Source organism: Thermomonospora curvata DSM 43183 (assembly GCF_000024385.1).
GTDB classification, from domain to species: domain Bacteria; phylum Actinomycetota; class Actinomycetes; order Streptosporangiales; family Streptosporangiaceae; genus Thermomonospora; species Thermomonospora curvata.
Genome location: NC_013510.1, coordinates 2,436,962 through 2,449,131 on the forward strand (window position 1 = coordinate 2,436,962; position 12,170 = coordinate 2,449,131).

12 protein-coding genes are annotated in these 12,170 nt (G+C 69.1%); 5 read left to right on the forward strand and 7 right to left on the reverse strand.

Features of this window, described 5'->3' with window-relative positions; translation table 11 throughout:
* Positions 1-80 precede the first annotated feature (80 nt).
* Positions 81-944 carry a spermidine synthase gene (locus tag TCUR_RS10270; RefSeq protein ID WP_012852425.1) on the forward strand — a complete coding sequence of 288 codons (864 nt, stop codon included), beginning with the start codon at positions 81-83 and terminating at the stop codon, positions 942-944.
* 1,656 nt (positions 945-2,600) lie between these two features.
* Here TCUR_RS10270 and TCUR_RS10275 read toward each other — a convergent pair.
* Genes TCUR_RS10275 through TCUR_RS25585 form a run of 3 tightly spaced genes read right to left on the reverse strand, consistent with a single transcriptional unit; the run spans position 2,601 to position 4,632 of the window.
* Positions 2,601-3,155, reverse strand: a complete 555-nt coding sequence (locus TCUR_RS10275; protein ID WP_012852427.1) for a flavoprotein — start codon at positions 3,153-3,155, stop codon at positions 2,601-2,603.
* Positions 3,152-4,204 carry a hypothetical protein gene (locus TCUR_RS10280; protein ID WP_012852428.1) on the reverse strand — a complete coding sequence of 351 codons (1,053 nt, stop codon included), beginning with the start codon at positions 4,202-4,204 and terminating at the stop codon, positions 3,152-3,154. Before TCUR_RS10280 ends, TCUR_RS10275 begins: the two co-directional genes overlap by 4 nt.
* Positions 4,147-4,632: a helix-turn-helix domain-containing protein gene (locus TCUR_RS25585; RefSeq protein WP_012852429.1), complete on the reverse strand. Its 486-nt coding sequence runs from the start codon at positions 4,630-4,632 to the stop codon at positions 4,147-4,149. Before TCUR_RS25585 ends, TCUR_RS10280 begins: the two co-directional genes overlap by 58 nt.
* 437 nt (positions 4,633-5,069) lie before the next feature.
* Between TCUR_RS25585 and TCUR_RS10285 the strand changes: the two genes are divergently transcribed.
* Entirely contained in the window at positions 5,070-5,393 is a 324-nt protein-coding gene (locus TCUR_RS10285) for a hypothetical protein (protein WP_012852430.1), read from the forward strand.
* Positions 5,394-5,485: 92 nt separating this feature from the next.
* Positions 5,486-5,911: a hypothetical protein gene (locus TCUR_RS10290; RefSeq protein ID WP_041439502.1), complete on the forward strand. Its 426-nt coding sequence runs from the start codon at positions 5,486-5,488 to the stop codon at positions 5,909-5,911.
* A 374-nt stretch (positions 5,912-6,285) separates the two neighbouring features.
* Here the strand turns inward: TCUR_RS10290 and TCUR_RS27330 are convergent, their stop codons facing one another.
* A complete protein-coding gene (locus tag TCUR_RS27330) occupies positions 6,286-7,380 on the reverse strand; it encodes a VldE C-terminal domain-containing protein (protein ID WP_012852432.1) in 1,095 nt (364 codons plus the stop codon).
* 239 nt (positions 7,381-7,619) lie between these two features.
* Between TCUR_RS27330 and TCUR_RS10300 the strand changes: the two genes are divergently transcribed.
* Positions 7,620-7,934 (forward strand): ArsR/SmtB family transcription factor, encoded by a 315-nt coding sequence (locus TCUR_RS10300; RefSeq protein WP_012852433.1) that lies wholly within the window; start codon positions 7,620-7,622, stop codon positions 7,932-7,934.
* Between the two features lie 61 nt (positions 7,935-7,995).
* Here the strand turns inward: TCUR_RS10300 and TCUR_RS10305 are convergent, their stop codons facing one another.
* The 3 genes from TCUR_RS10305 to TCUR_RS27035 form a co-directional block, all read right to left on the reverse strand.
* Entirely contained in the window at positions 7,996-8,841 is an 846-nt protein-coding gene (locus TCUR_RS10305) for a DUF4253 domain-containing protein (protein WP_012852434.1), read from the reverse strand.
* Between the two features lie 177 nt (positions 8,842-9,018).
* Positions 9,019-9,423 (reverse strand): luciferase domain-containing protein, encoded by a 405-nt coding sequence (locus tag TCUR_RS10310; protein WP_012852435.1) that lies wholly within the window; start codon positions 9,421-9,423, stop codon positions 9,019-9,021.
* A gap of 435 nt (positions 9,424-9,858) precedes the next feature.
* Positions 9,859-10,263 carry an ATP-binding protein gene (locus TCUR_RS27035; protein ID WP_012852436.1) on the reverse strand — a complete coding sequence of 135 codons (405 nt, stop codon included), beginning with the start codon at positions 10,261-10,263 and terminating at the stop codon, positions 9,859-9,861.
* Between the two features lie 882 nt (positions 10,264-11,145).
* On the opposite strand from TCUR_RS27035, the gene TCUR_RS10320 reads away from it, so the two are divergent.
* Positions 11,146-12,168: a 3-oxoacyl-ACP synthase III family protein gene (locus TCUR_RS10320; RefSeq protein WP_012852437.1), complete on the forward strand. Its 1,023-nt coding sequence runs from the start codon at positions 11,146-11,148 to the stop codon at positions 12,166-12,168.
* The last annotated feature ends 2 nt before the right edge of the window (positions 12,169-12,170 follow it).

Genomic DNA, 12,170 nt, shown 5'->3' on the forward strand with positions numbered 1-12,170 from the left:
CGTGCGGACGGAAGGGGGCGCCGGGGCCGCTACCGTGGGGAGGTTCGGCGAGCCGAGGGCGAGCCGGGAAGGGGAGGACCATGGCCCAACGACGCACCGCTCGCCGGGACGCACCCGCCGTGCACCGCAGTGCCGACGGCCGCGCCGAGCTGCACCCCGACCCCGAACGCGAGCACGGCTGGCTGCTGACCGTCGAAGGGGTGCCCCAGTCCTACGTCGACCTGGCCGACCCGACCTACCTGGACTTCGAATACATGCGCATGATGGGCGACGTGGTCGACTGCCTCGGCGACGGCCGCGCCCCCCTCGACGTCGTCCACATCGGCGGCGGCGCCTGCACCCTGGCCCGCTACGTGGCGGCCACCCGCCCCGGCTCCCGCCAGCTGGTCCTGGAACCGGACGCCGCCCTGATCAACCTGGTCCGCGAGCACCTGCCACTGCGCTCGGTCCGAGGACTGCGCGTGCGGATAACCGACGGCCGCGCCGGCCTGGCCGCCCTCCCCGACGCCTGCGACGACCTGGTGATCCTGGACGCCTTCGCCGACACCGCCATCCCCCGAGAACTGATCTGCCTGGAGTTCTGCCACGACGTACGCCGGGTCCTGCGCCCCGCGGGCGTCTACCTCCTCAACATGGCCGACGGCAACCGCCTGGAGTTCGCCCGCCGGGTAACGGCCACCGTCCGCCGGATCTTCCCGCACACCGTCCTGCTCGCCGAACCCGGCGTCATGCGCGGCCGCCGCTTCGGCAACCTGGTCCTGGCCGCCTCCGCCGCCGCCCTCCCAGAGGCCGAACTGACCAGACGCGCGGCCTCCGGCCTGGTCCGCGCCCGCTGCCTGGACACCGAGGCCCTGTCCGGCTTCTGCGCCGGCGCCGCCCCCCTGCGACAGAACGAGGACATCTCGATCCCCGTACCGCCCAAAACCCTCTTCGGACGCCCCTAGCGGTCAGAACACCGAGTTTCGTCGGCCACCTGATCAAGGCCTGCATCGGAACCGGCAACCCCTGCATGGCCTGGCGTCCGAGGGTTCGACGGTTCTCAACATCTCGCAGCAGATCATGACCCCATGTGCCCTTGTTGCGCCCTGCTGCTAGCGGGTCAGGAGACTTGCTAAGTTCTTCCGCCCCAAAGGCACCAACACCCGCTGATGCCGTTGGCCTGCTGGTGACAGCCGTTCGGGCACGTTGGCGTTCGCTAGCGTTGCCATCAGAGCCGCCGTCACCACCATCGGCGGGGACGGCCCGGAAGGCTCGTCCACGCGGATGGTCAGCAGGTGGGACAGACGGCATCGCGCGGACGGGCGCTCCGGGGCGCAGGGGGTCTGGGGGACGGCGCAGTCCCCCAGAGGGGAGCTCGCTCAACCCGACGGCACGGTGCCCGCCGCCGGGCTACCGTGCTCGTGATGGTGCTCGCTCCCGTCGCGTTGGTTTGCGCGTTCTACCTGGGCGGATGCACAACCGGCGGTCCGCTGCAAAAACGGCTCGTATCCGGTGGGCTTCCGCTCCTCTGGCCTGCGGCTTTACCCTGGGGTCCTCATCACCCCTCAGAGGGATCGCAACCTTGAACTTGGGGCGCGTCTGGATGCCGTAGGGCCGGGTCCTCATCACCCCTCAGAGGGATCGCAACACGAAACCGCCGGAGCTACCGCGGCCACCCATGTCAGGTCCTCATCACCCCTCAGAGGGATCGCAACACATGCCGCGAATCGAGCCGCGGCAGATCCAGTTCTAGTCCTCATCACCCCTCAGAGGGATCGCAACCCGTCCTCACCGGCCGGCAACCGCAGCGCAGCCGCCGTCCTCATCACCCCTCAGAGGGATCGCAACTGTCCACACCGGCGGTCTGCCGGTTTGATCATGGACGTCCTCATCATCCCTCAGAGGGGTCGCAACTGCCCGCAGAGCTCGTAGATCCCGAAGGGACGGTGTCCTCATCACCCCTGAGAGGGATCGCAACTAGATGAGGGGGTCGCCCTTGCGGGTGTACGCCAGCGTCCTCATCGCCCCTCGGAGGGATCGCGACTCTCCAGATACGCGACGTCCAGATTCAGCGAACTGGTCCTCGTCACCCCTTGGAGGGATCGCAACGCGTGCAAGTAGCCGAACGTGGTGATCTGGACGAACATGTCCTCGTCGCCTCTCAAAGGGATCGCAACCCCAGGCGGTCGTAGATTTCCCTCGCGCCCCTATCTGAACGTTCTCATCACTCTCAGAGGGATTGCAGATGCAGGGCATGATCCGCGGCGTGCTGTCCATGGCCTCCTTATCGCCCCTCAGAGGGGTCGCAACAGGGGCGTGTACTCGCAGCGCGGCGCAAGCAGCTGCCGTTTTCATTACCCCTCAGAGAGGGTGCAGCCTGGCCTTGTCGGTGTGGGGACGTGGGTGCTGGTGGCCTCATTGGCGGTGTGAGGGACTGGCGTGTTGCAGTGGGGTTGGTCGGCTCTGGGGGTGTCCGGTCCGGTGGCGCGTGGTGCTGCTGCGCTTGATCTTAAAAGAGATCGATTTGGTTGTTCTAAAGGCTGGTTAGATGTTCGCAGTTTAGGTTGAGATTGTTTTCTGGGGGTGGAGTGTCAGGATTTCTGTTTTGTTGGAAGATTTTCTCAGGGAGAATTTGTTGGCGCCTCCACTGTTTCGAGTGCGATTTCCCATGGGAAGGAGTTGAATTTTGTGTTTCCTGCTCCTGGGGGGTGTGGTTCGAATTTGCCGGGGCCTAGGAGTATGTGGACGCCTTCGGCTTGGAGGGTGGCTGTGCTCTGCTGGAAGGGGCGGCGGGTGGCTAGGGCGGTGTTGACGAAGGGGAGGACCACGATGGGGATGTTGAGGTTGGGGGCTTCGGCGAGGATGCTCAGGGCGTAGTTGTCGGCTATGCCGTTGGCCCATTTGTTGATGGTGTTGTAGGTGGCGGGGGCGACGATGATGGCGTCTGCCTTGGGGGAGCGGGGTTGGCCTGGTTCGCGGTAGTCGCTGCGGACGGGGCGGCCGGTTTGGGCCTCTAGGGCGGCGGTGTCGATGAAGTTCAGGGCGGCGGGGGTGGCGATGATCTGGACGTCCCAGTTGCGCTGGTGGGCGAGGGTGACGAGTTTGCCGACGTCGCCGGCGGGGCCTGCGGCGCACACGATGATGTAGAGGACGCGACGGCGACCGGGGGTGGTCACAGGCGCACTCCGATCTGGGCGGTGAAGTCGCGGAGTTGGCGTTGGGTGCTGGGTGGGGCGGTGGTCGCCAGGTCACGGACGATGCGGTGTACGGCGGGGCGGGCTGAGATTTCTTCGGGGGCGATTTGGTGGGCGGCGCGCAGGATTTCGTAGGCCTTGTGGTGTTTGCCCCATTGGGTGAGGGCGCGGGCGGTGTCGATGAGGAGTGTGGCCTTGCGTTCGGTGATGGAGATGCGGTTCAGGTTGATGGTTCGTGCCTGTTGGATGGCGGTTCCGGCGTCGCCGAGTTGGAGGGCGATGTTGACGCGGTGGAGTTGGACGTTGGTGGGGCCGAAGGCGGTCCAGCGGTAGTTGTGGTCTCCGCCGAGTCGGCGTCCGGCCTCTTCGGCCTCGTCCAGGAGGGCGGCGGCGGTGTGGCGGTCGTTGCGGCGGCTGGCGGCCACCGCACCCCGCAGCAGCAAAGAGCCGTACACCGACAGGGATGCGGGGGTGTGCTGGTCGATGTCGCGGTTTAGGCGCTGGGCGAAGGTGCTGGCGGTTGTGGTTGCTGCGCCATAGTGCCCGTCGTTCATCAGAGCGTGGGTGATGATGCGGGCGCTGGAGGCGATGACGGTGGGGTCTTGGCTGTTGCGGGCGGCTTGCATGCTGCGGTCGGCGGCCATCCAGGCGAGGCCTTTGGCGTCCAATTTGCGCAGGATGCTTGCAGCTACGTGGTAAGCCTCGGCGGACAGTGCCTCAAAGCGGAGGCGGGTGTCTCCTTCAGAGTTTTTGCTTGCTGTGCGCAGGTCGGCCAGCAGCCTGGGGAGTTTGTCGATCACCGTGGAGTAGCGGCAGCTCTGGTAGTTCCGTTTGGCAGCGGATACCTCCTTGGTGAGGCGTTCAAAGCTGAGGCTGGCGGGGGTGGGGTTGCTGTTCATCTCGGGATGGTCGGCCATGGCTGCGGCGAACGCCTCGACCCCTTCCAGCGGGCCGCCATCGCCCGGTAGGTCCGTCAGGATCGTGCTGAACAAACTCGCCCCGGCGAGCTGGGTGAACGTACGTCTGCGCACCGGTCCCTCCTCTTCCCCGCATGAGGCTTTAGGGCAAGAGAACCGAGGAACGCCGAAGAGTCCAAGCCCACCGGCTCATCTTGTGCCCGGATGACCGCGGTCCCGGTGGGCGCTGCGCTGGTGGGGTTGAACGAGCTTGGGGCCGGCCCCAGCGTCATCCGGGCGTGATCGGGCATGTCCAGGCCGTCGGCGATGCGCTCGAACACCTCCGAGGAAGTGACCCGGCGGCCGCGGGGCTTCATGGTCTCGCTGACCTTGCCTTGGGTCATGCCGCAGGCGATGGCGATCTGGGTCTGACTGGCACCGGCGTACTGACGCAGCAGACGGAACAGCCAGCCGATGTCCCGGTTACGGAGAGCGTCGAGGGTTTCGGGGCGTCTCCACAAGTCGGCGGGGACGGTGAAAGGAGCGATGGCGCGTCCCGGCATGGAGGGCTTCTCCCTGACGGTTGCCGTGAGTGACCAGTCCTGGCTTGAGCGTATATCCCCTCAAGGGATGGCGCCGGGGAATGGGCTGACCGAGGGCGGTCACCGGATCGTTGAGGCATGACCCAACGGCAGCAGGACGAGCACGAGCGGTGCCCTTCGCGTCGTGGGCGGGGCTGGAAATGGGTCTTCTTCAGCCGGGGGCCGCTGATGCGACGGGTCACCACTGGCAATGGGCCGGAAACGAAGAGCCGGCAGGAGTTGTGCGAGTGGTGCTCGCCTTCGTCGCAGGTGGCGGCGTGATGGGCTGCGGGGCCGGCGGCATGGCAAGTGGCCAGGTGCGGCATATGGCCTCTTCCCGGCCAGCCGTCCAGGGAGGGGAGGACGGTCACCTTGCCGTGTCGCCAGCCCTGCTTCAAAGACGAGTCGGGAGCAGGATCTTGGGTTTTGAACGCGAGCGATTCAAGGCGGCGAACGTGGCCGGGACGTTCGGGCCTCGCCGGGGGCACCTGGCCGCGTTGGATGCCGAGCTGTGCCGGCGGCCCGGTCTGCTGTGTGGGCTGGTCGAACGGGACGGGCTGCGGGTGCTGCGGGTCATGAGGCAGGGAGCGGCGTCGCATGCGGTCGAGGTGAGCTGCCGGGAAGAAGCCGGCGGCTGGGTGTTCACCTGGGCCGACACCGGAGGCGAAATCGGCCCGGTCAGCGATCCGGAGGCGGTGGCCGACCGGGTGACCGCAGCCCTGACCGGACGGGTGGTCCGATGACTGCGGCGGCCACGAGCCCGAGCAAGCCGTTCCCTCCTGCCGCTGCCATCGGCCCGGGTGGCCGGGTGAGGCCGGTTGCGGGGGATGTGGCGGTGCAGAGGTGGTATCTGCAGGCAGTGGTCCGGGTGTATGGGCCTTGGACGGTCTCCCAGACGATCAGCGCGCGGGAATGGGCGCTGGCGATCCGGCGGGTCCGCTACGCCACCGATGCCCTGGCCGACCTGGACGCCCGGTTCCCGGGTACCGCGTCGGGAACCGGGCGGGCAGAGGTGCATGATCACAGTGGGATGGTTCCGGTGACGCGGGACTGCCCACTGGCCTGCCTGGGCCTGTCGCGGCATGCGGCCAACCCGCTGCGGTCCCACCTGAGGGGCAGGGTGACGGTGGGCCAGGTGCTGCGGCTGTGGGAAGACAACGAACTCCAACACGTTCGTGGGCTGGGGCCGCGGCGGATCGGGGAGATCACCACGGCACTGATCGCGGCAGGGTTCGTTCTGACTCCTCACAGCCACGGCTGACCGCCCAGCACCGAGGGCGTGTTCTAGTGGTGTTGAGGCGAGCCGGCTGCTTGGGGCGGAGTCGGGGAGCGCGAGGTACTCGGGCTGTTGAGTGATCAGGTGGTCCTAATGACCGGATGCGACACCTTCATCCCCACATAAGTTCAAGTCGCCAGTGTCCTGCTGGCCGAAGAGAGGCCGTCCGCGCCTGGCCGAGTTTTTCGGGCATGCCGACCCTGGCTTCACCCTGCGCACTTCATGCACCTGATGCCCTCCGGCCGCGACCGCATGCATCAGGCGATCGACAGGCCTGGAAGGCGATCAGGACGCCGAGCGCCCCGGATGTGCCCTCCATACAGGGCACATGAGCTGCGGCCCTGGCCCGGGCGGTTCCCTTAGAACACCGAAATGTGGACGTGGTCGAAGTGGTTCTGGGTGAGGCTGCCGCGGTCGGCCATCTTGCGCCAGCCGCCGCCGCGTACGTTCCAGATGTGCTGCTTCCAGATCACGTAGTGGATGCCCAGGCGTGTGGCGTTGCTGATCGCGTAGGCGGCCACCTGGTCGCCGTGCCGTAGCGCCTGGGCGCTGGGCATTCGGCCGGCCGTGCTCTCCATGAAGTCGCAGGCCTTCCCCAGGGCGTGGTCCTGGGCGTCGGCGCCGGTCCGGTAGCAGCCGATCACCGGGAACGGGCCGAAGCGGTTGTTGATCTCCAGGACCACCGCTCGCATTCGCGGGGTCATCCGGTTGCCGGCGATCGGGGTGGCCCGGCCGCGCACTCCGTCGGGGCGTCCGGTCACCTGGGGGGCCTGCCGGGCCGGGGTGCGCTGCTGTGCGGCGGTCAGGACGGCGACCTTGGTGCCGCGGGGCATCACCTTCCGCAGCTTCTTGCTCAGGGTGCGCGGGTCGGTTTTGCGGGTGCTGACGATGAGCGCGTTGCCGTCGGGCAGGCCCAGTTCCCTGGCCCGCTGCCGGGAGACGACGGCGTGCACGTCGCTGATGCCCAAGCTGGCGTACGCCCCGACCCGGACCTGGCCGGGGGATTCGCTGCGGCCCGCCGGCACGGTGCCGCCCAGCGTCAGCCCTTGGGAGCGGCCCAGCTCGAAAGAGACCACCAGGTCACCGCCGGCCACCGCCTGCCACAGCTGGTCGGAGGCCGCCGACGCCGGCGGGGTGAAGGCCCGGAAGGTCGACGGATCGACCCCCAGCAGCCCGACCCGCCGTCCGGCCACCAGCGTCTGGGCGGCGTCCACCACCTCCACCGCGGCCACCCCCTTGACCCGCCGGGCGCGCTCCACCGCCTTGGCCGGCAGCGGGCCGCTGTGGGCCAGCAGCAGGTGGGGGGTGTGCCGTTTGCCCAGCGGCGCCACCACCGGGACGGCCGGGCGCACCGCGTCGCCGGAGATGGACACCAGCCGGTCGTCGTCGAGCGCGTGCTCGGCCGGCCCGCCCAGGTCACCGAAGGCCAGTACGCATACATCGGCGGTCAGCACGCCCGCCACCAGTGTTGCCAGGAGGGCGAGCGGCCAGCGGCGGGACCGGTGTGCAGCCGGATGTCTGTTGCGCCTGATGGTGTTTCTCCTACAGGAGTCGCCGGACGAGGCGAGGATGCCACCACCGGCACTGATCGGCAACAACGGGGACTTACACCGAGTGTCGCCCGGCGGCGAGCGTCCCGGCGCGGAAGAATTCGATGTGTCCTGGCCCACATTCGGTGTTTTAGGGTGGCGTCATGGCGGCATTGCACCACCCCGATCGCGAGCAGATCCGGCTCGTGGACGTTTTGCACGCCTTGGGCCACCCCATACGGCTCGACATCGTGCGAGCCCTGGCCTCCGGTGAGGAGACCCCCTGCGGGGCCATCGACGTGCGGGCTCCCAAGTCCACTCTCACCACGCACTGGCGGGTGCTGCGGGAAAGCGGCGTGATCCGGCAGCGCCCCGAGGGCCGCCGCCTCCATCTGACGTTGCGCCGCGACGATCTGAACGAGCGTTTCCCGGGACTGCTCGACCTGGTCTTCGCCGAGGACGCCGAGCCGGTGCACTGAGCGGCCGCCTCCGCTCGCGGCCGCGCCGGCCCGGGGCGGCCGCGAGCAGAGGGATAGGGCGTCAATCCCACCAGAACGACCAGGAGGTCTTGCCGCGGATCTCCTCGGCGTAGCCGGCCAGCGTGCCCGGCCCCTGGAACATCGTGTCGGGGCAGAACGCCCAGTGCTCGGCGGCGACCTGCAGGGCGTGCCGGGAGGTCAGCGGCGGCGCGGCCACGCTCAGGTCCAGGGTGTTGAAGCCCATGCCCACCACCCGGACCCCGAACCGGTCCTCCCAGCCGCGGACCACGGCCGCCAGCGGCGCCGTCCACTCGTTGTGGTTGAGCGCCCCCTGCCAGCCCATCGCGGCCAGTGTGTCGGCGCCGCGGTCCACGGCCGCCAGCCCCAGCGACATGCCGCGCCGGGCCAGTTTGTCGGCGTACTGGTCGGCGAGTTCGTCGGGGTCGTGGACGAGCGTGCCGGGCGGCGCCAGGCCGGGGCAGTTCTTGCCGTAGGGCTCCAGCTCGGAGTAGTCGCCGTCGGTCTGGCTGGCGCACCAGTCCGCCCATACCTCGGCCATGAACGCCGCCGGGTCGTAGTTGTCGATCTCCGACACCGGCTCGGGCGCCACCTGGCCGGCCGTCCAGGGCTGGGTGGAGTCGTCCAGCAGCACCGGCCACAGCCCCGAGCGGGGGTGCTCGTCGCGCAGCGCGCTCCACAACCCCGGCGGGACGGGGCCGTCGCTCACCCAGAAGGCCGGGCGGCGCACCGGGTGGCGCTGCGGATAGCCGGGGTCCGGCCACACCACGGTCCCCGGGGGCAGCTCCACCGACAGGGAGCGTCCCACGCCCCCGTCGCTGAACAGGTGCCGCAGAGCAGGGGGGTGCAGCTCTGCCGGCCGGGTGAGCCGACGCTCGTGATCATCCATCTCGGGCCGTTTCGGTGCAGATCGTGCCAACAGGGATCTTGGCACTTCGCAGATGTTAGTGCGGTCGGCGGCCGTCGCGGTGCCGGGCGGGGATTCGCCTCCCAGCCGTGATCTGCCCGCGACGATGAGGCGGGCCGCCGAGGCGGTGCCCGGCGGCCCGGTCGCGTCGGGTGCGCGCTATGGCGGGCCGCAGCGGCTCAGTGCGGCCGGGACCGGCCCGGCGGCGCTGCAGGGGGTTGTTTGGTGCGTTCCAACGCCGTCGCCGGCCGCTTTGAGGGCCACGCTGGTCAGCGAGACGGCCAGGGCCACGTCCGAATCGGTGGCCAGGCGGACCTGCACCCAGTCCTCGCCGGGGCGCACGGTCACCCGTCCCGATTCCCGCAGCGCCTTACCGAGCCGTTCGATGACCGGCCGGGTCAGCAGCAATTCGGCCGTGTCGGCCGAGTGCAGATGGAGAACCTGGCATGTGCCCGCGTCGAGACCGACACCGGCTCCGCAATCGGCCGGGGCCACGCGCACTGCGGGCCAGGTGCGAAATCGGCTCAACAGCCGCTCGGCGAAGGCGGCCCCGCCGCTCTCCATGGCTGCCACGCCTCGATGTTCGCCGCCAAGGCGGGCGGCGGGGAACTGCTTGAGTCGGAATCGTTATACCTGCCGCCTGATTCCGGACATCGCATGAATACCCGAATGTTGGCGATCTGTTTGCGGATGTCACTTTTGGGGTTTTGGGTCATGTGGGGGTGCGCTTGCCGGAGGCTGATCAGAGCAAGCGGCCGGGTCTTGAGAGGAGAGTGTGAAAACAGTCGTCCGGTGTTGACTCCGTCCACGGCTGGGCAGCCTGGTGACCGGCGTCAAGCGGTCCGGGGTGCTGCCTGCGGTTCGGTGAACCTTTTTCAGCACGAGGTTTCCGCGGGCGGGGACGAGGGCTCATAGTCAGGTCCGCTGCTGTGACCTGCGATGCCATGACCCCGGATACCGTCCGGGGTCCGGTGCCCGAGACCGCGTGTTGAAGAGGATTCAGCCGGCAGGGGCGGTGTCCAGCTCGAACCAGGCGGTGAGGCCGGCGGGGGTGCGTACGTGGTCCCACCGGGAGGCCAGCCGGTCCACCAGGAGCAGGCCCCGGCCTCCCTCGTCCTCCAGGCCGGACTCGCGCAGGCGGGGCCGCGTCCCGGAACCGGCGTCGGTCACCTCGACCCGCACGCCCCACTCGGTCTCCAGCACCGCCACCGTGATGGCGCCCGAGCCGTGCACGATGCCGTTGGTGACGAACTCGCTGGTGAGCAGGACCGCGGTCGCACAGTCGGGGTGATCTCGCAAGACGTCCTGGACGAATCTGCGCGCCCGCGCCACGTCCTCGGTGTTGCCTTCGAAGGTGAGGATCCCGCGGACGGTGCCTGCGGGTCCCGTTCTGCCTGCCGGCATCGTGACCTCCCCGTGCGGCTCGGGGCAGGCACCATGGCGTGGCCGTGTCCGCTGCTCGACTTGACCCACCATGGTGACGCACCCGCCTTCCCGCCGACCGGACGCTCCCTGCGCACCCGGCGCCGCCTCGGCGGCCCTCGGGCATCTGACCGGCCCGTTCATCCGACCACGAAGCCCGGTGGCAAAGCTTGAGACGCACCGAAAAGCAGGTGAGCGCTTGTTGTCAGCGGTTTGACAATGGCAGTAGGAGCAGTCGGTGGGGCCGGCCACCCAGGGTGAAGTATTGGGCAGATGTGTCATCCGAGTAAAATTCGTAAAATTTTCTTCTCGGTTTGACCGGTGGTGGGGCGGCATGATCCGGTAAGGCGGCCCGGCGGCGCCGGGGAGGCCGGCCCGCCGCCACCGGCGGGCCCGCGGCGGAATCGGACCGACGCTGACATGAGATTCCATAGAACGCCTTCGGAAAGTTATTCCGCCACTATCGCGGTCACGAGGTTGCCGATTCCCGGGAATTCCAAAAGGGCTTGGCGGCACGGCCGGCCCGCCGCGCCCGTGGCCGCGATCCGCTCACCCCGGTGCGGACGGACGGGCCACCGCCCCGGACCGCCGCCATGTCCTTCCTCGCCGCGGTGACAAGAACGCCCGGGGCCGCCACCGCCCGGGCAAAGGGACGGGCGGCCATTGCGGAGCGCCTGGCGGGCCTTGCGGGAAGTGGTGCTATGCCCGGACACGCGACCGACTTGCGGGGCGACCGGACGCTGTGATCTGGTATTTACTCAGAAGTAACGATCATGCTCTTTATCGTCGTCGCCGGTATCGGCCACGATGCCTGCCGGGGCGGGGCCGCCCGCCGGGAAGGGCGCCGGGAGAGGGGGAACGCCCATGACCGCAGGGGACCCGACGGTCCGGGTCGGCCTCACCGGCGTGACCGCGTTCCTGCCCGAGCGGACGCTCACCAGCCGCGAGGTGGAAGACCGCATCGCCCGCCACAGCGACGGCTACCGGCCGCTGGCGGGGATCGTCACCCGCATGACCGGGATCCGCTCCCGCCACCTGGCCGCCGACGACCAGCAGGCCTCCGACCTGGCGGCGGCGGCCGCCCGGTCGCTGCTGGAGCGGCGCGGCCTGACCCCGGGCGATGTGGACCTGCTGATCTTCGGCTCGGCCAGCCAGGACCTGGTCGAACCGGCCACCGCGCACATCGTGTCGGCCAAACTGGGCACCACCTGCCCGGTGTTCGACGTGACCAACGCCTGCAACAGCTTCCTCAACGCCCTCCAGGTCGCCGAGGCCCTCATCCGGACCGGGCAGCACGCCCGGGCGCTGGTGTGCACCGGTGAGATCCCCTCCCGGGCGATCCGCTGGAAGGTGCGCGACTTCAAACAGTTCGTCGAGTCGTTCCCCGGCTACACCCTCTCCGACGGCGGCGCCGCGGCGCTGCTGGAGCCGGTCCCGCGCGGCGGGATCTTCCACCGCGCCTTCGAGGCCGACTCCACCGCCTGGAACGTCGGCACGCTGCCCGGCGGGGGCACCATGCACCCCCGCGACCCCGAGTACACCTACTTCCACGCCGACGGACGCCGCCTCAAGGACGCCTTCTTGGCGCTGGGCTCGGGGCTTTTTGACAAGGCCCTCGCCGACACCGGCCTGAGCTGGGACGACTTCGCCGTGATCTGCGTGCACCAGGTGGCCATGCCCTACCTGGAGCTATTGCGCGAGCAGACCGGCATCCCCGCCGACCGCCTGGTGGTGACGCTGCCCGAACACGGCAACCTGGCCTCGGTGACGCTGCCCCTGCAACTGGCCACCGCGCTCGAGGAGGGCCGCTGCGGCCCCGGCGACCGGGTGGCCCTGCTCGGCCTGGCCGGCGGCGTCAGCCTCGGCGTGATCTTCCTGGAGCTGTGAGG